This window comes from Gillisella vitis (genome assembly GCF_001541345.2).
Taxonomy (GTDB): Bacteria; Pseudomonadota; Alphaproteobacteria; order Rhizobiales; family Rhizobiaceae; genus Allorhizobium; species Allorhizobium vitis.
On record NZ_LMVL02000004.1, the window covers coordinates 471508 to 497804 of the forward strand.

23 protein-coding genes are annotated in these 26297 nt (G+C 59.4%); 18 read left to right on the forward strand and 5 right to left on the reverse strand.

Annotated features, from left to right (window positions below; genetic code table 11):
- Nucleotides 1–2: 2 nt before the first annotated feature.
- Genes kduI through ASB66_RS16910 form a run of 5 tightly spaced genes read left to right on the forward strand, consistent with a single transcriptional unit; the run spans nt 3 to nt 5729 of the window.
- The gene (gene kduI, locus ASB66_RS16890) at nt 3–824 is read left to right on the forward strand and encodes a 5-dehydro-4-deoxy-D-glucuronate isomerase (RefSeq protein ID WP_114386749.1); all 822 of its coding nucleotides are present in this window, start codon (nt 3–5) and stop codon (nt 822–824) included.
- Nucleotides 821–1567, forward strand: a complete 747-nt coding sequence (gene kduD / locus ASB66_RS16895) for a 2-dehydro-3-deoxy-D-gluconate 5-dehydrogenase KduD (RefSeq protein WP_060718379.1) — start codon at nt 821–823, stop codon at nt 1565–1567. Before kduI ends, kduD begins: the two co-directional genes overlap by 4 nt.
- Nucleotides 1545–3014, forward strand: coding sequence for a mannitol dehydrogenase family protein (locus tag ASB66_RS16900; RefSeq protein ID WP_114386793.1), 1470 nt, complete (start codon nt 1545–1547; stop codon nt 3012–3014). Before kduD ends, ASB66_RS16900 begins: the two co-directional genes overlap by 23 nt.
- A complete protein-coding gene (uxuA, locus tag ASB66_RS16905; RefSeq protein WP_060718380.1) occupies nt 3011–4204 on the forward strand; it encodes a mannonate dehydratase in 1194 nt (397 codons plus the stop codon). Before ASB66_RS16900 ends, uxuA begins: the two co-directional genes overlap by 4 nt.
- The gene (locus ASB66_RS16910; protein WP_060718505.1) at nt 4197–5729 is read left to right on the forward strand and encodes a UxaA family hydrolase; all 1533 of its coding nucleotides are present in this window, start codon (nt 4197–4199) and stop codon (nt 5727–5729) included. The genes uxuA and ASB66_RS16910 overlap by 8 nt, the downstream gene beginning before the upstream one ends.
- Nucleotides 5730–5731: 2 nt before the next feature.
- Here ASB66_RS16910 and ASB66_RS16915 read toward each other — a convergent pair whose 3' ends face one another.
- Entirely contained in the window at nt 5732–6352 is a 621-nt protein-coding gene (locus tag ASB66_RS16915; RefSeq protein WP_326492039.1) for a TetR/AcrR family transcriptional regulator, read from the reverse strand.
- A 67-nt stretch (nt 6353–6419) separates the two neighbouring features.
- Between ASB66_RS16915 and ASB66_RS16920 the strand changes: the two genes are divergently transcribed.
- Nucleotides 6420–6941, forward strand: a complete 522-nt coding sequence (locus tag ASB66_RS16920) for a DinB family protein (protein WP_060718382.1) — start codon at nt 6420–6422, stop codon at nt 6939–6941.
- A 55-nt stretch (nt 6942–6996) separates the two neighbouring features.
- Here ASB66_RS16920 and ASB66_RS16925 read toward each other — a convergent pair whose 3' ends face one another.
- The 3 genes from ASB66_RS16925 to ASB66_RS16935 all read right to left on the reverse strand — a co-directional run bounded on the left by ASB66_RS16925 (nt 6997) and on the right by ASB66_RS16935 (nt 11255).
- On the reverse strand, nt 6997–8430 hold the full coding sequence (locus ASB66_RS16925) for an NAD(P)(+) transhydrogenase (Re/Si-specific) subunit beta (RefSeq protein ID WP_060718383.1): 1434 nt from the start codon (nt 8428–8430) through the stop codon (nt 6997–6999).
- Between the two features lie 16 nt (nt 8431–8446).
- Nucleotides 8447–10018: a Re/Si-specific NAD(P)(+) transhydrogenase subunit alpha gene (locus tag ASB66_RS16930; protein WP_060718506.1), complete on the reverse strand. Its 1572-nt coding sequence runs from the start codon at nt 10016–10018 to the stop codon at nt 8447–8449.
- 304 nt (nt 10019–10322) lie between these two features.
- Nucleotides 10323–11255, reverse strand: a complete 933-nt coding sequence (locus ASB66_RS16935) for a LysR family transcriptional regulator (protein ID WP_060718384.1) — start codon at nt 11253–11255, stop codon at nt 10323–10325.
- Between the two features lie 277 nt (nt 11256–11532).
- On the opposite strand from ASB66_RS16935, the gene chvE reads away from it, so the two are divergent.
- The 10 genes from chvE to ASB66_RS16985 all read left to right on the forward strand — a co-directional run bounded on the left by chvE (nt 11533) and on the right by ASB66_RS16985 (nt 23204).
- Nucleotides 11533–12546: a multiple monosaccharide ABC transporter substrate-binding protein gene (gene chvE / locus ASB66_RS16940; RefSeq protein ID WP_156536035.1), complete on the forward strand. Its 1014-nt coding sequence runs from the start codon at nt 11533–11535 to the stop codon at nt 12544–12546.
- A gap of 125 nt (nt 12547–12671) precedes the next feature.
- Nucleotides 12672–14207 (forward strand): multiple monosaccharide ABC transporter ATP-binding protein, encoded by a 1536-nt coding sequence (gene mmsA, locus ASB66_RS16945; RefSeq protein WP_060718386.1) that lies wholly within the window; start codon nt 12672–12674, stop codon nt 14205–14207.
- Nucleotides 14207–15406 carry a multiple monosaccharide ABC transporter permease gene (gene mmsB / locus ASB66_RS16950; RefSeq protein WP_060718387.1) on the forward strand — a complete coding sequence of 400 codons (1200 nt, stop codon included), beginning with the start codon at nt 14207–14209 and terminating at the stop codon, nt 15404–15406. The genes mmsA and mmsB overlap by 1 nt, the downstream gene beginning before the upstream one ends.
- Before the next feature lie 177 nt (nt 15407–15583).
- Nucleotides 15584–16549 (forward strand): AraD1 family protein, encoded by a 966-nt coding sequence (gene araD1 / locus ASB66_RS16955; protein WP_060718388.1) that lies wholly within the window; start codon nt 15584–15586, stop codon nt 16547–16549.
- Between the two features lie 91 nt (nt 16550–16640).
- Nucleotides 16641–18386 (forward strand): L-arabinonate dehydratase, encoded by a 1746-nt coding sequence (araD, locus tag ASB66_RS16960; RefSeq protein WP_041697114.1) that lies wholly within the window; start codon nt 16641–16643, stop codon nt 18384–18386.
- A 73-nt stretch (nt 18387–18459) separates the two neighbouring features.
- The gene (locus ASB66_RS16965; protein WP_114386751.1) at nt 18460–19407 is read left to right on the forward strand and encodes a Gfo/Idh/MocA family protein; all 948 of its coding nucleotides are present in this window, start codon (nt 18460–18462) and stop codon (nt 19405–19407) included.
- A 171-nt stretch (nt 19408–19578) separates the two neighbouring features.
- Entirely contained in the window at nt 19579–21093 is a 1515-nt protein-coding gene (locus ASB66_RS16970) for an aldehyde dehydrogenase (NADP(+)) (protein ID WP_060718390.1), read from the forward strand.
- 15 nt (nt 21094–21108) lie between these two features.
- Nucleotides 21109–22050 carry a 2-dehydro-3-deoxygalactonokinase gene (locus ASB66_RS16975; RefSeq protein ID WP_060718391.1) on the forward strand — a complete coding sequence of 314 codons (942 nt, stop codon included), beginning with the start codon at nt 21109–21111 and terminating at the stop codon, nt 22048–22050.
- A gap of 15 nt (nt 22051–22065) precedes the next feature.
- Nucleotides 22066–22713, forward strand: coding sequence for a 2-dehydro-3-deoxy-6-phosphogalactonate aldolase (locus ASB66_RS16980; RefSeq protein WP_060718392.1), 648 nt, complete (start codon nt 22066–22068; stop codon nt 22711–22713).
- 128 nt (nt 22714–22841) lie between these two features.
- On the forward strand, nt 22842–23204 hold the full coding sequence (locus tag ASB66_RS16985; protein WP_060718393.1) for a YbaN family protein: 363 nt from the start codon (nt 22842–22844) through the stop codon (nt 23202–23204).
- A 3-nt stretch (nt 23205–23207) separates the two neighbouring features.
- On the opposite strand, the gene ASB66_RS16990 is transcribed toward ASB66_RS16985, so the two are convergent.
- Entirely contained in the window at nt 23208–24065 is an 858-nt protein-coding gene (locus tag ASB66_RS16990; RefSeq protein WP_060718507.1) for a DMT family transporter, read from the reverse strand.
- 192 nt (nt 24066–24257) lie between these two features.
- On the opposite strand from ASB66_RS16990, the gene ASB66_RS16995 reads away from it, so the two are divergent.
- Both ASB66_RS16995 and ASB66_RS17000 read left to right on the forward strand, forming a co-directional pair.
- Nucleotides 24258–24953: a FadR/GntR family transcriptional regulator gene (locus ASB66_RS16995; protein WP_060718394.1), complete on the forward strand. Its 696-nt coding sequence runs from the start codon at nt 24258–24260 to the stop codon at nt 24951–24953.
- A complete protein-coding gene (locus tag ASB66_RS17000; RefSeq protein WP_114386753.1) occupies nt 24950–26230 on the forward strand; it encodes a CynX/NimT family MFS transporter in 1281 nt (426 codons plus the stop codon). The genes ASB66_RS16995 and ASB66_RS17000 overlap by 4 nt, the downstream gene beginning before the upstream one ends.
- The last annotated feature ends 67 nt before the right edge of the window (nt 26231–26297 follow it).

Genomic DNA, 26297 nt, shown 5'->3' on the forward strand with positions numbered 1-26297 from the left:
CCATGCTGACCGTTGAAACCCGCCACGCCATCGACCCGCAGACCGCCAAAAGCTTCGACACCACGGCCCTGCGCCAGCATTTCCATGTCGGCGGCATTTTTGCGGAGGGCGAAATCCGGCTGATCTATACCCATTACGACCGGATGATCGTCGGTGGTGCGGTGCCAGGTGGCGCTTCGCTGGTGCTTGACCATGTGAAGGAATGCGGCACCGCCTCCATTCTCGACCGGCGCGAACTTGTCGTCGTCAACATCGGCGGCACCGGCACGGTCGAGGCGGATGCCACCTATGAAATGGGCAAGGGCGACATGCTCTATCTCGGCATGGGCGCGGGCAAGATCAGTTTTTCAGGCGCTGGCCGTTTCTACATTCTGTCGGCTCCGGCCCATCACACCTATCCGTCGCGCCTCATCAAGATTGAGGAAGCCGCCAATGTGACGCTCGGTTCGCAGGCGACCTCCAACGAGCGCACCATCTACCAGTTCGTGCATCCCGACGTGATGAAGGCCTGCCAGCTGGTGGTCGGCATGACCAAGCTGGCCCCCGGCTCCGTCTGGAACACCATGCCCGCCCATGTCCATGACCGGCGCATGGAGGCCTATCTCTATTTCGACCTGCCGGAAGGCCAGCGCGCCTTCCATATGATGGGCGAGCCGGATGAGACCCGGCATCTGGTGTTGAAAAACGAGGAAGGCGCGATTTCGCCGCCCTGGTCGATCCATTCGGGCGCAGGCACCGCCAACTATACCTTCATCTGGGCGATGGCCGGTGACAATGTCGATTACAAAGATGTCGAAGTGGTCTCGATGGAGACGCTGAAGTGAGCGATCTGTTTTCCCTCAAGGGCAAGACGGCGCTGGTGACGGGCGCCAATACCGGCATAGGTCAGGCCATTGCCCTGTCGCTTGCCGGAGCTGGCGCCAGCGTGATTTGTGCGGGCCGCTCTCCGGTAACGGAAACTGTCGAGCAGATCACCAATGTTGGCGGCAAGGCCTCCGGCCTCACCCTCGACCTCTCCGACCCGATGGCCGGGCGCGGCATTTTCGAGGATCTCGGCCCCGTCGATATTCTCGTCAACAATGCCGGTATCATCCGCCGCGCCGATGCGGTGGATTTCACCGAGGCCGATTGGGACGCGGTGATGGATGTCAACCTGAAGGCGGTGTTCTTCCTCTGCCAGGCCTTTGCCAAAGCCTTGTTTGCCCGCGACGCAGGCGGCAAGATCGTCAATATTGCCTCGATGCTATCCTTCCAGGGCGGTATCCGGGTGCCATCCTATACGGCGTCTAAAAGTGGTGTTGCCGGGCTGACCAAGCTGCTCGCCAACGAATGGGCGGCCAAGGGCATCAATGTCAACGCCATTGCCCCCGGCTATATCGAAACCAACAATACCGAGGCGCTGCGCAATGACGCGGCCCGCAACAAGGCCATTCTAGAGCGCATTCCGGCTGGTCGCTGGGGCGAGGCCGAAGACATTGGCGGGGCTGCGGTATTTCTTTCCTCAAGGGCGGCCAAATATATCCATGGTGCCATTCTCAATGTCGATGGAGGCTGGCTTGCCCGCTGATATGTCCGCCAATCCGCAACGGCTTCACCGCCCCGATGGCACCAGACCGCAGACGGGCATTGTCCATCTCGGGCTTGGCGCCTTCTACCGCGCCCATGGAGCGATCTATATCGAACAGGCCATGGAGAAATCCGGCGGGGACTGGGGCATCGTTGGCGTCAGCCTGATGCGGCCCGACCAGCGCGATGCGCTCGCCCCCCAGGATTTCGCCTATACCGCCGTTGAGCTTGGGCCGAATGGCGAAACGCCGCATATGATCGTCGTGATCAACGATGTGCTGGTGGCACGGGAGAATCCGAAAACCGTGATCGACGCGATGAGCGATCCGGCTGTGCGGATCGTCAGCCTGACGGTAACGGAAAAAGGCTATTGCCACGAACCCTCCACCGGCAAACTGAACCGAGGCCATCCCGACATCCAGCATGATTTGGCCCATCCCGAAGCCCCCGTCTCCGCCCTCGGCTTTCTGGTGCGGGCGCTGGAAAAGCGCCATGCGGCGGGCCTGCGTCCGTTCACGGTGCTGTGCTGCGACAACCTGCCGGAAAACGGCAAGGTGGTGCGTGGCGTCGTGCTGGAGCTTGCCGGGCTGATCTCATCCGATCTTCAAGGCTGGATTGCCAGCGAAGGTGCCTTTCCCTCGACCATGGTGGACCGGATCGTGCCGGCTACCAAACCGGAGGATATCGACCGGCTGGCGCAGATCACCGGCGTGCTGGATCTTTCCCCCGTCATGCATGAGCCTTTCCGGCAATGGGTGGTGGAAGACCATTTTGTCGATGGTGCAAGACCGGATCTCGGGGCCGTCGGCGTCGAACTGGTCGAGGATGTGACGCCGTTCGAGCACATGAAGCTGCGCTGCCTGAACGGCACCCACTCCTCGCTTGCCTATCTCGGCTATCTCGCCGGTCACGAAACCATTGCCCAGACGGTAGCCGATCCGGTCTTTGCCCGGTTCTGCAAAATGCTGTGGGACACGGAAATCACCCCCGGCCTGAAAGCTCCACCGGGCGTGAGCCTTAGCGATTATACAGCTGCGCTGTTTGACCGTTACGCCAATCCCGCCATCCGCCACCGCACCTGGCAGATTGCCATGGACGGATCGCAGAAGCTGCCGCAACGAATTCTCGGCACTCTGACGGAGAACTTCGCGGCCAACCGGCCGATCAAGGGATTGGCTTTGGCCGTTGCCGCCTGGATGCGCTATGTTGGCGGCGTGGATGAAAAAGGCGACACCATTGACGTTCGCGACCCGCTGGCCGCACGATTGAAAAGCTTGAGCGACGGCGCAGCCGAGCCTGCCAACAAGGTAGCGGCCCTGTTGTCGGTGCGCGAGATTTTCCCTGCACTGCTGGCCGATAACCCAACCTTCCGCAATGCGCTGACGACAGCTTATCAAAGCCTTGTGACCAAGGGCGCGCGACAGACGATAGAGGATTTGAACCGATGAAAGAGAGCTGGCGCTGGTACGGCCCCTTTGACCGCATTACCCTGGCCGAGGTCGCCCAGACCGGTGCCTCCGGCATCGTCAACGCGCTGCACGAAATTCCCTATGGTGAGGTCTGGGGCAGCGATGCCATTGCGGCGCGCCGCGACGAAATCGCCAATAGCGGCTTGGGCCTGACCTGGAATGTGGTGGAAAGCCTGCCGATCCATGAGGATATCAAGCGGGGCGAAGGTGATCTTGAGCGGCTGTTTAGCAATTATCGCCAGTCGATGAAAAACCTGGCCGACGCCGGTATCTATACGATTTGCTATAATTTCATGCCATTGCTCGACTGGACCCGCACCCAGCTGGATGCGCCGGTGGCACGTGGCGGCACCGCCCTGCGGTTTTCCGAACCGCATATGGCCGCCTTTGAGATCCATATGCTGGAGCGCGACGGTGCTGAAAATGACTATTCGCCAGAGGTGCGCGAAGCCGCCAAGGCCTGGTTCGACGCCTCCAGCGAAGGCTTGCGGCAGAACCTGTTGAACAGCATCATGTCCGGCCTGCCCGGTGCCTTCGACCGCTACGATATCCGTGGGTTGCGCGAGGCACTGAAGCGCTATCACGGCATCAGCCGCGATGAGATCCGCGCCAATTACGCCCGCTTCCTCGCCGAAGTCATCCCGACGGCAGAAGAGCTTGGCATGCGGTTTTGCGTGCATCCCGACGATCCGCCGCGCGATATTCTCGGCCTGCCGCGCATCGTCTCCTGCGAAGACGACATTGCCTGGATCATGGAACAGCAACCGGCCCTTGCCAACGGCCTGACGCTGTGCGCGGGCTCGCTGGGGGCCAATCCAAAAAACGATATTCCGGCCATTGCCGCACGCTTTGCCGAGCGCATCCATTTTGCCCATCTGCGCAATGTGGCCAAGGAGAAGGACGGTTCCTTCCAGGAGGCCGCGCATCTGGATGGCGATACCGACATGGTGACGCTGATTGCCGTGCTGATTGCCGAAGAGCGCCGCCGCAAGGTAGACGGTCGCGCCGATTTCGACATTCCCTTCCGGCCTGATCATGGCCACGAATTGCTTGACGATGTCAGCCGCGGCACCCATCCCGGCTATCCGCTGGTCGGGCGCCTGCGCGGGCTGGCGGAACTGCGCGGGGTCATTCGCGCCCTCTCTCATGGACATGTCCATTATGGCTGAAGGCACAGGGACAGTGCTGCTGCACCCGGATGACACCGTTGCCATCCTGACCAATCCCGCCCCGGCAGGCGCGCAGCCGCTTGGATTTGGCGCGGCCCTCGATCATCCGGTGGCGCGTGGCCACAAGATTGCCCGGCAGGATATGGATGCGGGTGGCAATATCATCAAGTTCGGACAGGTGATTGGCTATGCCAGCCGCCCGATCCGGGCGGGTGAGCATGTGCATATCGACAACTGTGCCTTCGGCGCCCATGACCAGCATTATGAGGTGGGTGCCGATTACCAGAAGGCGCTAGCCGCAATTCCCATTGTTAAGCCCGAGACATTCATGGGCTATCGCCGGGCGAATGGACAGGCGGGAACGCGCAATTTCATCGCCATCTGCGCCACCGTCAACTGTTCCGCCACCGTTATCCGGCGCGCTGCCGATGACATCAATCGCTCCGGCATTCTCAATGATTACCCCAATATCGACGGGGTCGCCGCCTTTGCCCATGGCACCGGCTGCGGCATGGATGCGGGCGGCGAAGGGGCGGATATTCTGCAACGGGTGCTCTGGGGCTATGCCACTCATCCCAATGTCGGCGCTGCGGTTTTTGTCGGCCTGGGTTGCGAAGTCATGCAACTCGCCCGGATGAAAATGCTCTATGGTGGCAATGACGAAAGCCGGTTCTTCGGCCTGACCATTCAAGACAGTGGCGGCACCGCTGCGACCATCAAGCATCTGATCGAGCATATCAAATCCATCCTGCCCGTAGTCAATGCCATCCAGCGCCAGCCGATTCCGGCCTCGGAACTGAAACTGGCGCTGCAATGCGGCGGCTCGGACGGCTTTTCCGGCATCACCGCCAATCCGGCGCTCGGCATCGCTTCCGACCTGCTGGTCGGCCTGGGCGGCACGGTGGTTCTTTCGGAAACACCTGAGATCTACGGTGCCGAACAATTGCTGCTGCGCCGCGCCGCATCAAGCGAGATCGGCGAAAAGCTGATCGCCCGGATTCGCTGGTGGGAAGACTATACAAAAATGAACCGGGGCTCGATGGACAACAATCCAAGCCCCGGCAACAAACTGGGCGGGCTGACCACCATTCTGGAAAAATCCCTCGGCGCATCCGCCAAGGCAGGCAGCACGCCGCTGACCGACGTGTTGAACTATGCCGAACGGATCGAAACCCCCGGCTTCGTCTTCATGGACACCCCCGGCTACGACCCGGTCTCCGCCACCGGCCAGATCGCTGGCGGCGCGCAAATGCTGGTCTTCACCACCGGACGGGGCTCCGCCTTCGGCTCTAAGCCCACCCCCACCATCAAGCTTGCCACCAACAGTAAATTGTTTGAAGATATGCCTGACGACATGGACCTCAACTGCGGTGATATCATCAGCGCTGGTGTATCGATTGCGCAAAAGGGGCGGGAGATTCTCGATCTCGTGCTGGCCTCGGCTTCGGGGCAGAAGACCAAGTCAGAGATTTTGGGGCTGGGGGATAACGAATTTGTGCCTTGGCAGGTTGGGGCGGTGATGTGAGTTTATATTGCGGACAAATAAGACTGAATGATCCGGACAAGCTCATTTCTGACGTCTACGGTCTGCAAGGTTCCGCGCCGTGCAGCATTATGGACAATGCCGTCTACAGCATCGGACAGAACGATTCCTGCTGTCTGATTGTCAATGTCATTTTTGCCTGAGCGATACGTGGTCACGGCGGCGCTGTAGTATCCAAGATACTCCTTTTCAAAAGCGCTGGCTGGGTCTCGGAATGTTTCAGACACCGGTGCTTCGTCGAGCAAAACCCTGTGCAAACCCGGATGCGTACTATGGATGGCAATAACCCCATCCACCAATTCCTCAACAAAGCGGGGAAGCGTCAAACCCTGCTCCAAAACACTCTTCAACACGGTGCGACAATCCTCAAGGTGACGATCGCGAATAGAATCGATCAATGAATGCTTGTCGGGGAAATACTGATAGTAGGACCCTACGCTCACACCCGCTGCTTCAGCAATTTTATTGGTGGTAAAACCAGCCCAACCGTGATCGCTCAAAATACGAGCAGCAGCCTCAATGATCGCATCCACTGTTGCCTTGGAGCGCGCCTGTACCGGTCGCTTGCGCATCACGTGTTTCGCTTTTTCAATGCGAGTAGACAAGGGAGCCTCACCAAACAAGAATGTGAGTATATTACTCGCATTTTTGACATTGCAAAGGAGGCATTCAATGCACCATCAACTCAGCAGCTTTTTCCGTTACCAAAGCTGGGCCAATGCAGAATTTTTCGACAAACTGGCACTTATGGACCGGACACAGCACGAGCAGGCCTACGATCAAGCACGTCGACTGATGAACCATAACTATGTGGTGGCGCAAATATTTGCGGGGCATCTTGTTGGTCGCCCACATGGTTACACCTCGGACAATACCGATGAAACACCCTCGCTGGAAGAGTTACGCAAAGCCGTCACAACATCAGACCAATGGTATCTTGATTATGTGACGAGTATTACTGCCGATCAACTCCTTGAAAAGATAGCGTTTTCCTTCACTGACGGTGACAAAGGCACCATGACGCGGGAAGAAATGCTCACCCATGTCGTCATCCATGGCGGCTATCATCGGGGTGAAGTTGGTCGCATCCTCTCACAGGCATCTGCTCCATTGCCATGGGATACATTTGCCGTGTTTCTGCATCAAACCGAGCCGGAACGGCGGCATCACAAAAAACTGGAAATGGCCACTTGAACGTAAAAAGCCGGGCGTTTCCACCCGGCTTTCCATCTCACAAACCTACCAGATCTTACTTAATCATCGGCAGCAATTCACTCACCGACTTCTTCGCATCGCCATAGAACATCCGCGTATTTTCCTTATAAAACAGCGGATTCTCGATGCCGGAATAGCCGGTGCCTTGGCCGCGCTTGGACACGAACACCTGCTTGGCTTTCCACACCTGCAAGACAGGCATGCCGGCGATCGGGCTGTTGGGGTCTTCTTCGGCAGCTGGGTTGACGATGTCGTTGGAGCCGATGACGATTACGACGTCGGTGCTTGGGAAATCGTCGTTGATCTCGTCCATTTCCATGACGATGTCATAGGGCACCTTGGCTTCGGCCAAGAGCACGTTCATATGGCCAGGCAAACGGCCTGCGACCGGATGGATGGCAAAACGCACGTTCTTGCCAGCGTCACGCAGTTTGCGGGTGAGTTCTGACACAGCCTGCTGGGCCTGTGCCACCGCCATGCCGTAGCCGGGCACAATGATCACGCTTTCAGCCTCGTTCAGCGCATTGGCCACGCCTTCTGCATCGATGGCCACCTGTTCGCCCTCGATTTCCATCGCCGGGCCGGTCGTACCACCGAAACCACCGAGGATGACCGAGATGAAGGACCGGTTCATCGCCTTGCACATGATATAAGACAGGATCGCGCCTGACGAGCCGACGAGAGCACCGGTCACGATCAGCAGGTCATTGCCCAGCGTAAAGCCGATGGCCGCTGCCGCCCAGCCGGAATAGCTGTTCAGCATCGACACCACCACCGGCATATCGGCACCGCCAATCCCCATGATCAGGTGATAGCCGATGAAGAAGGCCAGAAGCGTCATCAGCACCAGCGCCCAGGCACCAGCTCCGTAAAAATAAGCGATCAACAGCAGGAAGGACAAAGCGGCGGCACCGGCGTTGAGCATATGCCCGCCGGGCAGTTGCTTGGCCTTGCCATCGATCTTTCCAGCAAGTTTGCCAAAGGCAATGACCGAGCCTGTGAAGGTGACGGCACCGATGAAGACGCCGAGAAACACCTCGACCTTCATGATTGCCAGCTCGACTGGAACCTTATGAGCGAGAATAGCCGCAAAACCGGTGAGTGTCGCCCGTGCCGCGTCATCGAGTCGGGCGACATGCGCTTCTTCGATATGGGCGTTATAGCCGATGAACACCGCAGCCAGACCGACAAAGCTATGCAATGCTGCCACAAGCTGTGGCATTTCGGTCATCTGCACGCGGTTGGCGACATAATAGCCGAGCACCGACCCGCCAGCGATCATCAACACGATAATGAACCAATGGCCGATGCCGGGGCCGAAGATCGTCGCGATCACAGCCAGTCCCATGCCGACAATGCCGTACCAGACGGCGCGCTTGGCGCTTTCCTGGCCAGACAGACCACCCAGCGAGAGGATAAACAATACAGCGGCCGCAATATAGGCTGCCGAAACAATACCAATTGCCATGATACTACCCTCTCCCTCAGGACTTCTGGAACATGGCGAGCATGCGCCGTGTCACGAGGAAGCCGCCGACGATATTGATCGTCGCAATCAGCACGGACAATGCCGCCAATGTCACCACCAGCCAGTTGCTGGAACCGATCTGCAGCAAAGCGCCCAGAATGACGATACCGGAAATCGCGTTGGTCACCGCCATCAGCGGCGTATGCAGCGAATGACTGACACCCCAGATCACCTGGAAACCAATGAAGCAGGCCAGAACGAACACAATGAAATGGCTCATGAAGCTTGCCGGTGCAAAAGCACCCACCAACAGCATCACCGCCGTGCCAATCGCCAGCAGCTTGACCTGATTGGCGGTCTGCGCCTTGAAATCTGCCGTCTCCTTGGCCCGCTTTTCATCGTGGGTCAGTTCCTTGACTTTTTCTTTGGGCTTGGCGGCAGCAATCGCCTGCACCTTGGGCGGCGGTGGCGGATAGGTAATCGCGCCTTCAAAGGTCACGGTCGCACCCCTGATAACGTCGTCTTCCATGTTGTGGACGAGCTTGCCATCCTTGGCCGGGGTCAGATCCGTCATCATATGACGGATATTGGTGGAATACAGCGTCGAGGACTGCGCCGCCATCCGGCTTGGAAAATCCGTATAGCCGATGACGACGACGCCATTGTCAGACACCACTCGTTGGTCGGCCACCGTCAGATCGCAATTGCCGCCGCGTTCAGCCGCCAGATCGATAATGACCGAGCCGGGCTTCATGGAAGCCACCATATCGGCCAGCCACAGCTTTGGCGCATCCCGACCGGGGATCAGCGCTGTGGTGATGACGATGTCGATATCGGGAGCCAGTTCACGGAACTTCGCCAATTGCTTTTCGCGGAATTCCGGCGAAGACGGAGCGGCATAACCACCGGTCGCCGCGCCGTCCTGGGTGGCTTCGAATTCCAGATAGACGAACTGCGCGCCCATGCTCTCGATCTGCTCGGCCACTTCAGGGCGAACGTCGAACGCATAGACGATGGCGCCCAGCGACGTGGCCGTACCAATCGCGGCAAGACCAGCCACACCGGCACCGATGATCAACACCTTGGCTGGCGGAACCTTGCCCGCAGCCGTCACCTGTCCGGTGAAGAAACGGCCAAAATTATTGCCCGCCTCGATCACGGCGCGATAACCGGCAATATTGGCCATGGAGGACAAGGCATCCATTTTCTGGGCGCGCGAGATGCGCGGCACCATGTCCATGGCGATCACATTGGCGCCCTTGGTCTTGGCTTCTTCCAGAAGCGCAGCATTCTGCGCGGGATAAAAGAAGGAGATCAGGGTTTTGCCGGGCGCGAGCTTTTCAACTTCAGAGGACTCCGGCGGACGCACCTTGGCAATCACATCCGCCTGCGCGTAAAGCGCGTCTGCGCTATCGGCGACCGTGACGCCCGCTTTGCGGTAGGCATCGTCAGAAAAACCCGCAGCCTTGCCAGCGCCTGTTTCGATCAGGCATGCATACCCAAGTTTCTGCAATTGTTGTGCGCTGTCGGGCGTCATCGCAACGCGCGCTTCGCCAACATATAATTCTTTTGGTGAGCCTATTGTCAAACTCATGGAAACCTCCTGACCCTCGATACGAGGGAACCGCACCAGCTTATCGCCTCCGCGCGCCCTCGTCCCCGTGACATGATGACCTCATGCCCGCGGCATTTAAGGGAGGTCGCGATTGCAAAACAAGCCTTTGTTAACGCTTTCGGTACGTTCGACTATCGATAAACACGGCTTTGTCGACAAACCGGCAAAACCACCAGTGTCTGGCCGGCCTGTGTACAACCACCACCTCTTGAAAAGGTGACAGATGCACCAAAACGATGCTGTCCACAGACCATCAGAGGTCAGAAAAGAACAGATCTCAGCGCGTGGTGAATTCCTGAAGGACAAGATCCTGAAGACGAGCGGCCAGCGTCGACATATGCCGGTTTTTCATGCTGATCATATGATACGGCAGAACGATAATCGGTCGCCGGATCTTCAGACAGCACAGCCCGGCCCCTGTCGTCTGCCGACAGAGCAGGTCGGACACTTCCCGCGACAGCGGCGTGATCGCATTGGACGCGGCAATCATCGCAATCATCACCAGCAGCGAGGTGGTATTGACGACATCCACAGGCAGCGTCGTTCCCGCATCGATGAAGGCGTTTTCAACGGCCTGGCGCACCGGCGCGCCCGGTCCCTGCATCACCCAGGGAAAATGCAGCAGGTCGGTCATCCCGAGATCCGTCGAATTGGCCAGGGGATGGCTCTGGTGGACGATCAGATCCACTTCCTCGGTGCGGGCATGACGAATATGGAATTGGCGGGCATCGACACCAACAGGAATCCGCCCCAGCACAAAATCAAACTGTCCCGAAACGAGATTGGAAATCAACGTTCCGCTCGGGGCCACATCGACGTAAATATCAGCGGTGCGTGCCTCTGCCTTCAGCGTGCTGATGGCTGGCACGATATAGCCGAGCGCCCCACCCGTCACCGCCCCGACACTGACGGTGCCGGATGCGCCGCGCTTGATTGCGTCCACCTCGCGCATCGCTTCGCGCATTTCCTGAAGCAGGATTTCCGAGCGCCGCACCAGGGCCGCCCCCACTTCGGTCGCCTCCATGCCCTTGGGCGTGCGCAGAAACACCGCCGCGCCGACGATCCGCTCAATTTCGGCCAGCATTCGTGATGCTGCAGGCTGGGTCATCGAGACCTGACCCGCCGCCAGGCTCAACTGTCCAAGCTCTCCAATCGCCTTGATGAGCGTGAAATGCTTCGGCTGAAGCCGGTTTGCCAGTGTATTATTCATAAAGCGTATATCAGGATTGATATGGGGAATGTCAAATAAATCATTTGAATGACATACCCGGACAGATAAGAGTCCCGCATGGATCGTGTAGTGCTTATAAAGCCTATCGGATTCTTTGCGGCGAACAGAAGGAGCTGGGGCCGCTTCTGCATGACGCGCCAGGCCGGGAACGGTTTGCGGGCCAGATCATGCAGCGGATTGATATGGAAACCAAGGGAGGTTCCTCGTGAAGACACTCGTAAAACTTTTTGCGTCCATCGCTTTGGGCGCAGCCGTCATGTCGTCGTCTGTATTTGCAGCCGACAAGGGCACTGTTGGCATTGCCATGCCGACCAAGTCTTCGGCCCGCTGGATCGATGACGGCAACAACATCGTCAAGCAGCTCAAGGAAGCCGGCTACACAACCGACCTTCAGTATGCTGACGACGATATCCCGAACCAGCTCTCGCAGATCGAGAACATGGTCACCAAGGGCGCCAAGGTTCTGGTCGTCGCCGCCATCGACGGAACGACACTGTCCGACGTGCTGAAGCAGGCCCATGATGCTGGCATCAAGGTTATCGCTTATGACCGTCTGATCCGCGACAGCGCCAACGTCGATTACTACGCAACCTTCGACAACTTCCAGGTCGGCGTCTTGCAGGCTGGCACACTCGTTGACGGCCTCGGCCTCAAGGACGGCAAAGGCCCGTTCAACATCGAGCTGTTCGGCGGTTCGCCTGACGACAACAACGCCTTCTTCTTCTACAATGGCGCAATGTCGGTTCTCCAGCCTTACATCGACAGCGGCAAGCTCGTCGTGAAGTCCGGCCAGACCGGCATGGACAAGGTTGGTACGCTGCGTTGGGATGGTGCTGTTGCCCAGGCCCGTATGGATAACCTGCTGTCGGCCTATTACACCGACGCCAAGGTCAATGCCGTCCTCTCTCCTTATGACGGCATCTCCATCGGCATCATTTCCTCGCTGAAGGGCGTTGGCTATGGTTCCAAGGACCAGCCGCTGCCGTTCATCTCCGGTCAGGATGCTGAAGTGCCTTCGGTCAAGTCGATCATCGCCGGTGAGCAGTATTCGACGATCTTCAAGGACACCCGCGATCTCGCCAAGGTGACCGTTTCCATGGTCAACGCGCTGATGGAAGGCAAGACGCCTGAAGTCAACGACACCAAGACCTACGACAACGGCGTCAAGGTGGTTCCGGCTTACCTGCTGAAGCCAGTTGCTGTGACCAAGACCAACTACGAAAAGGTCCTGGTTGAAGGCGGCTACTACAAGGCCGACCAACTGAAGTAACAAAAAGCGGCCGGAACTTTTCAAGCAAAAGTTCCGGCTTCCTTTTTATTGTCGTCTGCCTGCGCATTCCTACTGTGGATTTGGCCTACTGTGGATTTGGGCGGCCGTGACTCTGGAACGATATTATGGACAATACCATCCTCGAAATGCGGAACATCACCAAGACGTTCCCGGGCGTGAAAGCGCTTGAGAATGTGAACCTCAAGGTTCGCCGTGGTGAGATCCATGCATTGGTGGGCGAGAACGGGGCCGGAAAATCGACCCTGATGAAAGTTCTCTCCGGCGTTTATCCCGCTGGGACCTATGACGGCGACATCGTCTATGACGGCGAAGTGCGCAACTTCAAGGTCATCAAGGACAGCGAAGAAATCGGCATCATCATCATTCACCAGGAACTGGCGCTGGTTCCGCAGTTGTCGATTGCCGAAAACATCTTTCTCGGTAACGAAATTGCCAGCAACGGCGTCATCAGCTGGGAAGAAACCTTCAGCCGCACCAAGAAGCTCCTCGCCAAGGTTGGCTTGAAGGAGCAGCCCTCGACGCTGGTGACGGATATCGGCGTCGGCAAGCAGCAGCTGGCGGAAATCGCCAAGGCTTTGTCAAAAAGCGTCAAGCTTCTGATTCTCGATGAGCCGACCGCGTCGCTCAACGAAACCGATAGCGATGCTCTCCTCAATCTTCTGATCGAGTTCCGCGAACAGGGCATCACCTCGATCATCATCACCCATAAGCTGAACGAAGTGCGCAAGGTGGCCGACCAGATCACCGTGCTGCGCGATGGCATGACAGTCAAGACATTGAACTGTCATGAGGAAGAGGTCAGCGAAGACGTCATCATCCGCAACATGGTCGGCCGCGATCTGGAAGACCGCTACCCGCCCCGTGACGTGCCGATTGGCGACACCGTTCTTGAGGTTAAAAACTGGAACGCCTTCCACCATCAGCACCGCGACCGTCAGGTTCTGCATGATATCAATGTGTCGGTGAAACGCGGCGAAGTCGTCGGCATTGCCGGGCTGATGGGCGCAGGGCGCACCGAATTCGCCATGAGCGTGTTTGGCAAAGCCTATGGCCACAAGATCAGCGGTGATGTTCTGATCGACGGCAAGCCGGTCGATGTTTCGACCGTGCGCAAGGCCATCGACGCTGGCCTCGCCTATGTCACCGAGGACCGCAAGCATCTGGGCCTGGTTCTGGCCGAAACCATCCTGCACAACACCACGCTTGCCAACCTGCCCGGCGTGTCCAAGGCCACCGTGATCGACGATATCAGGGAAATCAAGGTCGCCACCGATTATCGCTCGAAGCTGCGCATCCGTTCGCACGGCATCTACCAGGAAACCGTCAATCTGTCCGGCGGCAACCAGCAGAAGGTGGTGTTGTCGAAATGGCTGTTTTCCAACCCGGAAGTGCTCATTCTGGATGAGCCGACACGTGGTATCGATGTCGGGGCAAAATACGAAATCTACAGCATCATCAACCAGCTTGCAGCCGACGGAAAAGGCGTTCTGATGATTTCATCGGAAATGCCCGAACTGCTTGGCACCTGCGATCGCATCTACGTCATGAATGAAGGACGCATGGTGGCCGAGCTCTCGAAAGAAGAGGCAAGCCAGGAAAGCATCATGCGCGCTATCATGCGCTCAGGGGAGAAGAAATAATGAGTTCCGTCAACCCTTCCACGGAAGAACAGAACGTGGTGTCGGTCGCCTCCTATATTCGCGCCAATATCCGCGAATACGGTATGTTGATCGCGCTCGTCGCCATCATGGTGTTTTTCCAGTTCTACACGGGCGGCATTCTCTTCAAGCCGGTCAACCTGACCAATCTGGTTTTGCAGAATTCCTTCATCATCATCATGGCGCTTGGCATGCTGCTGGTGATCGTCGCCGGGCATATCGATCTGTCGGTCGGGTCCATCGTCGGCTTTATCGGCGCCATCGCCGCCATCCTGACCGTGCAATGGGGCCTCGGCTTCCTGCCAACGGTTTTGATCTGTTTGATCATTGGCGGTGTGATCGGTGCGGCGCAGGGCTATTGGGTTGCCTATCACCGCATTCCGTCCTTCATCGTCACGCTGGCTGGCATGCTGGTGTTTCGCGGTCTGACCCTGTTCGTGCTCGGTGGCCGCAATATCGGTCCTTTTCCGAAGGAATTCCAGCTGATCAGCACCGGCTTCCTGCCGGATCTGTTCGACATGGGCGACCTGCATTCAACCTCGATTATCCTGACCGTCATCGGCGCCGTCGCGTTGTTCGTGCTTGCCTGGCGCCGCCGGCAGGTCAATGTCGCGCATGGCATCGATGTCGAACCGTTCGGCTTCTTCGTGGCGCAGAACTTGATCGTTTCAGGCGCTGTGCTGCTGCTCGGCTACCTGCTGTCGACCTATCGCGGCATGCCGAACGTGCTGGTCGTGATGCTCGTGCTGATCATGCTCTATTCCTTCGTCACCCGCCGCACCACCATCGGTCGCCGGATCTACGCCATGGGTGGCAATGAGAAGGCGACCAAGCTGTCCGGTATCAATACCGAGCGGCTGAGCTTCCTGACCTTCGTCAACATGGGCGTTCTCGCGGGCCTCGCCGGAATGATCGTTGCGGCGCGCCTCAATTCCGCAACGCCGAAGGCGGGCAGCGGCTTCGAGCTTGACGTGATCGCGGCCTGCTTTATCGGCGGCGCATCGGCTTCAGGCGGCGTCGGCAAGATCACCGGCGCGGTCATCGGCGCCTTCATCATGGGCGTGATGAACAACGGCATGTCGATCATCGGTCTCGGCATCGACTTCCAGCAGATGGTCAAGGGCCTGGTGCTGCTCGCCGCCGTGTTCTTCGACGTCTATAACAAGAATAAAGCAGCCTGATACTTTTGGGCCGGAGCCACTCATCCGGTTTCGGCCCAAACCCCACGACGTGCAGCAATCCCGGGAATAATGTGAAGCGGCGTTCCTGCCGATTGCATGAGAGTAAAACCAGAGACCGTTTCAACGCCTCCGTTGCCATATGAAACGCTCCATGAAATGTTCCAAGGACACTGAACAATGTATCTTTCACAGTTGAAGGCTGGCGGAGTGATCTGCCGGCAGGGTGAAACCGCGCGCCTCGTGCCAGGATTTTCCTCCACCTACGATCTCGCCAAGGCAGCAATTGCGGCCAAGACGTCCATCGCTGATTTGATCACCAAGCAAGGCGCTGGCGAAACCGTCGATCTCGCAGCCCTTGCCGCCAGCGGTAAGCTGGATTGCCCGGTGCGTCATCCCGATGCCGCCCATATGTTCCTGACCGGCACCGGCCTGACCCATACCGGTTCGGCATCGGCCCGTGACAGCATGCATGCCGACACCGCAGGCATGAGCGATTCGATGAAAATGTTCCGCATGGGCCTTGAAGGCGGCAAGCCCAAGGCTGGTGAGTGGGGCGTTCAGCCGGAATGGTTCTACAAAGGCACCGGCGTCAATGCCATCGCTCCCGGCGACGGGCTGGAATCGCCATCCTTTGCGCTTGATGGCGGCGAAGAACCGGAAATCGCGGGCTTTTATGTTATCGATAACGATGGCACACCAGTTCGTCTCGGCTTTTCGCTGGCCAACGAATTTTCCGACCATGTCACCGAGAAGATCAACTATCTCTATCTTGCCCATTCCAAGCTGCGCCCGGCCTCTTTCGGCCCGGAACTGCTGGTCGGCGATCTTCCGGCCAACGTGACCGGCGCATCGAAGATCCTGCGCGATGGCAAGACGGTCTGGGAAAAGCCCTTCCTGTCGGGCGAGGACAACATGTCTCACACCATCGCCAATCTGGAATATCACCATTTCAAATACGGGTTGTTCTGCCAGCCGGGCGACCTGCATGTGCATATGTTCGGTACAGCGACGCTGTCCTTTGCCGATGGCTTCAAGACTGTTCCCGGCGACGTGTTCGAAGTCAGCGCCAGCCAGTTCGGCTTGCCGCTGCAAAACCCGCTGGTGGTCGCGGCGGAAACGCCCTTTGCCGTCAAGACGCTTTGATTCCGGTCTATCCGGCATCGACATTGCCTGAATGAATCGAACAGCGGTGCTCTAGCCGCGAAAACTGAACGAAACACGGGATAGAAACGCCATGAGTGGTTTTACACCAAAAGCTTGGCCTCGCAAACTGAGGTCGCAGGAATGGTACGGCGGCAACTCACGCGATACGATTTACCATCGCGGCTGGATGAAGAACCAGGGGTATCCGCATGACCTGTTCGATGGCCGTCCGGTCATCGGCGTTCTCAACACCTGGTCGGACCTCACCCCCTGCAACGGCCATCTGCGCGAGCTGGCCGAAAAGGTGAAGGCCGGTATCTGGGAAGCCGGTGGCTTTCCGGTCGAAGTGCCGGTGTTCTCGGCGTCTGAAAACACCTTCCGCCCAACCGCGATGATGTATCGCAACTTGGCGGCGCTGGCCGTCGAGGAAGCCATGCGTGGCCAGCCGATCGATGGTGCCGTGCTGCTGGTCGGCTGCGACAAGACCACGCCGTCGCTGGTGATGGCTGCCGCCTCCACCGACATTCCGTCCATCGTCGTCACTGGCGGGCCGATGCTGAACGGTTATTTCCGTGGTGAGCGCGTCGGCTCCGGCACGCATCTGTGGAAATTCTCGGAAGCCGTCAAGGCAGGCGAGATGACTCAGGAAGAATTCATGGAGGCCGAAGCCTCGATGTCACGCTCCAGCGGCACCTGCAACACCATGGGCACCGCCTCGACCATGGCCTCGATGGTGGAATCGCTCGGCATGGCGCTGTCAGGCAATGCCGCCATTCCCGCCGTCGATAGCCGCCGCCGGGTGATGGCGCAGCTTTCGGGCCGCCGGATCGTGCAAATGGTCAAGGACGACCTGAAACCATCCGACATCATGACCAAGGAAGCCTTTGAAAACGCCATTCGCATCAATGGCGCCATCGGCGGCTCCACCAATGCGGTCGTGCATCTTCTGGCCATGGCTGGTCGCTGTGGGATCGACCTGACGCTGGATGACTGGGATCGCTGTGGCCGCGATATCCCGACCATCGTCAACCTGATGCCATCGGGCGAGTATCTGATGGAAGAATTCTTCTATGCCGGTGGCCTGCCCGTGGTGATCAAAATGTTGGCGGAAGCCGGCAAGCTGCACAAGGATGCGCTGACCGTTTCCGGCGAGACGCTGTGGGACGAAGTCAAGGATGTCCGCAACTGGAACGAGGACGTCATCCGTCCGTTCGACAAGGCGCTGACCCAGCAGGGCGGCATCGCCGTGCTGCGTGGAAACCTGGCGCCCAAGGGCTGCGTGCTGAAGCCATCAGCTGCTTCCGCGCATCTGATGAAGCATCGCGGCCGCGCCGTGGTGTTCGAAGACATCGACGATTACAAGGCCAAGATCAATGACGAGGCCCTCGACATTGACGAAACCTGCGTGATGGTGATGAAGAACTGTGGCCCGCGCGGCTATCCGGGCATGGCCGAGGTCGGCAATATGGGCCTGCCGCCCAAGGTGCTGCGCAAAGGCATTACCGACATGGTGCGCATTTCCGATGCCCGCATGTCCGGCACCGCCTACGGCACGGTTCTCCTGCACACCTCGCCGGAAGCCGCCCGTGGCGGACCGCTGGCCATCGTCAAGAATGGCGATTTCATCGAGATCGATGTCGAGGCACGCCGGGTGCATCTGGATATTTCCGACGAGGAAATGCAGCGTCGTCTGGCCGATTGGCGCCCGAATGTCGAGCCGCCAGCCAGTGGCTATGCGCGGCTGTTCCACGATCACGTGGAAGGGGCCGATACCGGCGCCGACTTCGACTTCCTCAAGGGCTGCCGTGGCGCCGCCGTTGGCAAGGATGCACATTGATCCATCTCTCTCCCGTCAAGCGCGCCCCACAGGCGCGCTTGACACCATTCAATGACGAGACAGGGAACAGGTCATGACCTCTTCTGAAAACACCGGAACCAGGATTGCCCTGGCACTGGCCGGCGTCGGCAAGATTGCCCGCGACCAGCATATTCCGTCCTGCGAAAACGGCAGCGACTTCGTGATTGCCGCCGCCATCAGCCGCAACGGCAAGATCGATAGCGCCGAGAATTTCGAAAATTTCGACGTGTTTCTGGAGACCCGCCAGGATATCCGTGCCATCGCGCTCTGCACCCCACCCGATGTGCGCTTCGCCATGGCCAAAAAGGCGATTGCCAACGGCCTCGACGTGCTGATGGAAAAGCCGCCTGCCGCGACAATCGGCGAAGCGCAGGCGCTGGCCGAATTGGCGCGTGACGCAGGCGTCACCCTGTTTGCCACCTGGCATTCCCGCTTTGCCAATGGTGTGGAACCGGCCCGCCAATGGCTCGTGGACAAGACCATCACCCGCATCGAGATCACCTGGAAGGAAGATGTCCGCCGCTGGCATCCGGGCCAGGCCTGGATCTGGGAGGCAGGCGGTTTCGGCGTGTTCGATCCGGGCATCAATGCCCTGTCGATCCTCACCGCGATCATTCCCGGCCAGACCATCGTTGAAAAATCCGCCTTGTCCTTCCCCGCCAATCGCCAGCAGCCGATTGCCGCCAGCCTGGCGATGCGCAGCGCAGCCGGTGCGCCGATCAAGGCGGAATTCGACTGGCGCCAGGAAGGCCCGCAGACTTGGGATATCGTCGTCGAGACGGATCAAGGCACGCTGAGGCTCGCAAAAGGCGGCGCGGAACTCTATATAAATGAGACACTGACCGTGGAAGGCCCCGACCGGGAATATGCCCGGATCTACACGCGCTTTGCCGAACTGGTGCGCAGCCGCGAAAGTGACGTCGATTTCCAGCCGCTGCGGTTGGTTGCCGATGCATTCCTGACGGCGGAGCGTCATGAAGTGGAAGCCTTCATCGAGTAAGACGCACTTTATGGGACGGAACCGGCATCTGCCGATCCCGCCCCTCAAGCCGAATGCAAAAGCCAAACGGATGCGCCGAACGACTGACGTGATCGCATCCAGGGCAAATAGCAGCGCGATCGGCTCATCGCTGATCCACCTGCCGAACGATATTTTTGAAAGGACTGCTCCATGACGCTGAACCTCACCGGAAAACACCTGATTGCCGGAGAATGGGTTGAAGGTACGGGAACCTTCACCTCCAGCCCCGCTTCGGGCGAGAGCCATACATTCTTCCTGGGCTCTGCCGCTCTGGTCGACCGCGCCATGAAAGCCGCCGAACAGGCCTTTGCCAGCTACGGCTACTCCTCCCGTGAAGAGCGCGCCAAGTTTTTGGAAGCCATCGCCGAGGAAATCGATGCGCGTGGCGATGAAATTACCAAGATCGGCACCCAGGAAACCGGCCTGCCGGAAGCCCGCCTCGTCGGCGAGCGTGGCCGCACCACCGGCCAGCTACGGCTGTTTGCCGAGCATATCCGCAAGGGCGATTATCTCGACCGCCGTTATGATGCGGCCCTGCCGGAGCGTCAGCCCCTGCCCCGCCCTGATATTCGCCTGATGCAGCGGCCCATCGGCCCGGTCGGCGTGTTCGGCGCGTCGAATTTCCCGCTGGCCTTCTCCACCGCTGGCGGCGATACCGCCTCGGCGCTGGCCGCCGGTTGCCCTGTTGTCGTCAAGGGTCATGAAGCCCATCCGGGTACGTCGGAAATCGTCGCCCAGGCTATCGCTGCTGCCATCAAGAGCACCGGCGTTCATCCCGGCACCTTCTCGCTGGTTCAGGGCGGCAATCGCGAAACCGGCGAAGCCATTTGCCTGCATCCGTTGACCCGCGCTGTCGGCTTTACCGGCTCGCTGCGTGGTGGCCGGGCGCTGTTTGATCTCTGCGTGCGCCGTGATGAGCCCATTCCATTCTTCGGCGAACTGGGATCGGTCAATCCGATGTTCCTGCTGCCTGCTGCCGTCTCGGCCCGTGGCGAGGCGATTGCCAAGGGGTGGGCGGGTTCGCTCACCATGGGGGCTGGCCAGTTCTGCACCAATCCTGGCATCGCCATCATCAAGGAAGGCGCGGAAGCCGATGCCTTCTTGGAAACAGCCAAGACCGCGCTCGCCGCCGCCAATGCCCAGACCATGCTGACCGATGGCATTGCCAATGCCTACCGCGAAGGTGCCAAGCGCATCGAGGAAACCTCGGGCGTCCAGTCCGTGCTGACCTCCACCTGCGATCTGCGCAACGCCAAGCCCTATCTGTTTGCTACGACAGGTGAAAACTGGCTGGCAAACCATGTGCTGAGCGAAGAAGTCTTCGGTCCGCTCGGTGTGTTCGTCACCGTCAAGGACGAAGATGAAATGGTCGGCATTGCCGAAAGCCTCGTCGGCCAGTTGACCACCACGCTGCAAATGGACGATGCCGACGCGCCGATCGCCCGCAAGCTGCTGCCAATCCTGGAGCGCAAGTCCGGCCGCGTGCTGGCCAACGGCTTCCCGACCGGTGTCGAGGTTTGCGATGCCATGGTGCATGGCGGGCCTTATCCGGCCACCACCAATTTCGGCGCAACCTCTGTTGGCACCATGGCGATCCGCCGCTTCCTGCGTCCGGTCAGCTATCAGAACATTCCGGTCGCCCTGCTGCCGGAAGACCTGCAATAAGCGCGGACGAATAGCATGGCTGACAAAACCGAAACGGTTGCAGAGACCGGCAAGCCCTTCGTCGGGCTTGCCGATTGGGGCACCAGCAATTTCCGCCTCTGGCTGGTGGATGGCGCGGGCAATGTGCTCGGTGAGCGCCAGTCTGCCGATGGCATGTCGGCCTGCGCAGCGGACAACCGGTTTGCTGCCGTGTTGGAAGAACATCTGGAGGCGCTGTCAGCGCCTCTGGACCTGCCGGTGGTGATCGCTGGCATGGCAGGCGCACGCGCCGGTTGGCTGGAAGCGCCCTATGTCGAAACACCTGCATCACTGTCCGGTCTTTATCACCATACCGTCAGCCCGAAAGCATCGCGCCCGGTTTATATCCTGCCGGGCCTTTGCCAGATCAAGACCGGCCCTTTCGATGTGATGCGCGGCGAAGAAACCCAGCTTGCCGGTGTCGTTGCAGTCGGCATTGCTTCGGGCGTGATCTGCATGCCGGGCACCCATTGTAAATGGGTGGATCTGGAAAATGGCGTGGTGCAGAGATTTCGCACGGTCATGACCGGCGAACTCTTCGATCTGCTCTCCAAACAATCGATCCTGCGCCTGTCGATCCAGCAAGCCCCGGCGGAAACCGACCAGACGGTGTTTGCCGACGCGGTCACCGAAGCGCTCAGCGAAAATTTCACGCTGACCACCAGCCTGTTTTCGATCCGTGCCGCCGGTCTGCTTTCCTCGCCTGGAGCCAACGAGGCAGCCAGCCGATTGTCTGGCCTGCTGATCGGCGCGGAAATCAACGGCATGCGCGAGTGGGTCCGTTCCGGCAAGACCGTGCATATCGTTGGTTCAAAAGCGCTCTCGGCGCTTTATGCCAAGGCGATCACCCTGGCGGACGGCGAGGCCAGCATTCTTGACGGCAGCGCCCTGGTGCGCGACGGTCTGTTTGCCGCCGCCAAAGCCATTCTTCAAAATTGACGTTAGGACCAGATCATGACCACCACCCATACCCCATGGCCGCAGTTGAAGCGCGAACTGGTCGCCATTCTGCGCGGCATCGGCCCTGACGACATCGAAAGTGTTGTCGATGTGCTTTTGGAAGAAGGTTTCGAGGCCATCGAAGTGCCGCTGAATTCGCCCGATCCGTTCATCTCGATTGAAAAGGCCCGCAAGCGTGCGCCGGATGGCGTGCTGATCGGTGCGGGAACCGTTCTCGATGCCGGTTCGGTCGAGCAATTGCACGGTGTTGGCGGTAATCTGCTGGTAACGCCCAATACCGATCCCGCAGTCATCGGACAGGCTGCCCGGCTGGGTATGGTGTCGATGCCCGGCGCCTTTACCCCGACGGAAGCGCTGGCCGCCATCAAGGCCGGAGCTTCGGCGATCAAATTCTTCCCCGCCAGCGTGCTGGGACCAAGCGGCATCAATGCCATCAAGGCCATTTTGCCCGCCAATTTCCCAATCGGTGCCGTGGGTGGCGTCGGCGAAAGCAATTTCGGCGACTACCTGAAGGCGGGCGTCCGTGCTTTCGGCATCGGCACCAGCCTCTACAAGCCCGGCGATAAGGCCGATGTGGTCAAGCAACGCGCCGCAACGCTGGTGGCTGCCTATGATGCCGCCGTTTCTGCCCATAAGGCATAATGCGTCTCTCTCTGTCTGCCAGCCTTCACATGCTGTAGGCTGGCAGACAGAGAGAGTGATCTATCCGCCACCCGGAACCTTGCACCAAAAATCCGGTTACAGAGAGGCTGTGGCGTGAGGGAGTATACATGCGGCTGATATTGCTGGGCTTAGGCTGGTTTTTCGTCGGGCTCGGCATTGTCGGTATTTTCGTGCCAGTGCTGCCGACCACGCCGTTCATTATCCTTGCCGCCGCCCTGTTTGCCCGCTCCTCGCCGCGCTTTGAGCAATGGCTGCTCGACCATCCCCGTTTCGGGCAGCCGCTGCTGGACTGGCGCCGCCAGGGCGCAATCTCGCGGCGTGCCAAGATCGCCGCCGTTGTGGCGATGGGTCTGAGTTTTGTCGTGATGTGGTTCTTCTCGTCGGCACCGCTTTTCGTGCGCGTTGGTACAGGGATTATTCTTCTCTGCTCGGCGGCTTTCGTCGTCAGCCGGCCAGAGCCGAAACAATAAGTTCTATTCCGGCACCGCAGGCAGCACGCATTCAGTCTTGTTCAGATGCCGCTCGCGGAAGAAGATGAAGAGGCCGGAACCGATAATCAGGGCCGCGCCGATCACCATGCCGGTGCGCGGCACATCGCCAAAGAACAGCCAGCCAAACAGCACCGCCCACAGCAGCAGCGTATATTGCAAGGGCGCAACCGCTGCGGCGTCGGATATTTTCAGCGCCCGATTGACCAGCATATGCGCCGCCATGGCAACGATGCCAAGCAGGCCGAGCATGACGATATCGGTGGCAGAACCGATCTCGACCCAGTCGAAGGGCGCGAAAAACAGTCCGCCAACCAGCGCCGCCGTTACCTGGAACAGCACCAGCAGCTTATCCGGCGTAGCCCGCAGCGACCGGCCAGACAGCATCATGAAAGCAAAGGCCGCGCTGCCGATAATGGATATCAGCGCCGGTGCCGAAAACATTGCCCGTGACGGTTCCAGCGTGATGATCACACCGATAAAGCCGACCACGATGGCGGTGATGCGCCGCCAGCCAAGCTTTTCGCCCAGCAGAAAGGGCGCACAGGCCGCCACATAGATCGGCGCGGCCAGCCAATAGGTCATCACATCGGCCAGCGGCAGATAGCTGACCGCATAGTAGAAGCCGATGATTTCCACTGTCGAGCATGTCACCCGCGCCAGCTGCATCCAAGGCCGTTCAACGCTGAGGATCGGAGCAAGCCCACCACGAACGATAAACGGCAGCAGGATCAGCAGCGCCGCCAGGCTGCGCAGCACCACGACCTGACCCAGACCGTAATGGGCGACAAGCGCCTTGGCCATGGCATCGTTCAGCGCAAACATCAGCATGCCCGCCAGCATGATGGCCGGACCAATGCCGCGAGAGGTTTGAAAATGGGCGAGGAGCGAACGGATCACGACTGTAGGCCTTGATAGAGAAGAAAGGAATGAGCGGTCCCTATCACGCGCGAAACCAGTCGCCCATACAGATTTAGTGAAATAAATAACAGGTGACAATTGATAAAGTCATCAGATGACTTTATCAATTGTCAAATGAGACCCTTGCTAAAAACCAATTTGGCCGATGGGGCCGCCGAACGGATTCGAACAGCCCTTCGCCGTGGTACATGGCGGGTTGGTGAAAAATTGCCGAATGAGCAAAGCCTATCTGATACCCTGCATGTCAGCCGCGGCACGATCCGGGAAGCCGTGCGGGTGCTGGTAGCGCAGGGCCTACTGGAAACCCGCCAGGGCTCCGGCACCTATGTCGTGAAGGATCGCATCACCCCGGAACCGCTGGATCTTGCCCACCGCACCAGCCTGCGCGACCGGCTGGAGGCCCGGCTGGCACTGGATGTCGAGGGAGCAAGGCTGGCCTCCGTCAGGGCAAGACCCGCCACGATCAGGCAATTGCACGCCCTGCTGGACCAGCGCGGCCATTCCGGCGCCGATCCCGATCGTCATGCTTTCATTGCCCGCGATCTGGCCTTTCATCGGGCGGTGATCGCCGCATCGGAAAACGCCGCCATGCTGGAGCTTTACGAGTTTTTCACCCGCTCTATGACCCAGACCATCGAAGCGACCACCGGCGGCCTTTTGCCGGAACCGGACCTTAACGCCCACCGCGCCATTGTCGATGCCATTGCCAGCGGCGATCCCGGTCAAGCCGACAGTGCGGTGCGGGCCTTCATGCAGCCGATGCTTGCCTTTCTTGATGATATTGCCGCATCTGAAAGCCTTCGCCGATGACGAATGCCCATCCCCAGCTTGATCTTGGCGACGAATTGCTGATCGATGCGCAGGCGGCAGATGCCCCTCTCCCACCTCAGTCATCAGGCCGGTCGCCTCTGTCGCGCATCGTGCTGGGCATCAGTCTGGTGTTGATTGCCTTCAACCTGCGCCCGCTGTTTTCCAGCGCCTCGACGCTGCTGCCGGAAATACGCGACCAATTGGGTCTCTCCGTGCTGGGTGCCAGCCTGCTCACCACCCTACCGGTGGTCTGCCTTGGGGTTTTCTCACCCCTGGCACCCCGACTTGGCGACCGCTATGGCGCGGAAAAGACCCTGCTAGTCGTCATGGCGTTTCTGGCCATCGGCACCGCCCTGCGCGGCTTGTCCAGCCTTCCCGCCCTGTTTTTTGGGACGGCGCTTGCCGGTGCCTGTATCGCGGTCGGAAATGTTCTGCTGCCGGGCCTGGTGAAACGCGATTTCCCTGATCGGGCCGCGTTGATGACCGGCTTTTATACCATGGCGCTCTGTGGTGGCGCGGCGGCCGCCGCCGGGCTGACCCTGCCGATCGAAGCGGCCAGTGGCGGCTCGCTGGCCATCGGCCTTGCCGCCTGGGCGCTTCCGGCTGCCGTGGTATTCCTGGTGTTTCTGCCGCAGGCCTTTTCCACTCATGCCGCCAGACCAGGATTCAAGGCCGAGGTAAAGGGTCTCTGGCGTGACCGGCTGGCCTGGAACGTGACGCTCTATACCGGGTTACAATCGGCGCTGGCCTATTGTGTGTTTGGCTGGCTGGTGCCGATCCTGCGCGAACGCGGCCTGGATGGGGTGACGGCAGGCGCGGTCGTCTCTGTCTCGGTCATGGTGCAGGCGGCAGCCTGTATTGTCGCGCCGCAGCTTGCCGTTCGCGGCAGGAACCAAAGCCTCGTCAACGCCACTGTAGCCATTCTCGCTGTTATCGCGCTGATCGGCCTGTTGTTTGCACCGCTTTCCACCCTGTGGATCTGGGCCGTTCTCCAAGGCATCGGCCAGGGCGGCCTGATCGCACTTGCCATGACCGCCATCGTGCTGCGCTCCGGCAGCCCGCAGATTGCCGCCCATCTCTCCGGCATGGCGCAATGCGTCGGCTACTGCCTGGCCGCTATTGGCCCGCTGCTCGTCGGGCTGATCCGTGGGTTCACAGGCAGTTTCGCCTGGGCCGCCCTGCTGTTTGTCGCCCTCGGGCTTGGCGCGGCCTGGAATGGCTGGCGGGCAGGCCGCGATTTGCGGGTCGATGTGGTGATCGACGAAAAACCTCATTGACACCAAATGGTTAAATCGGAACAGTAAAAGGACCTGCCATCGAAAATGGCAGGTCGCATTCCATGTG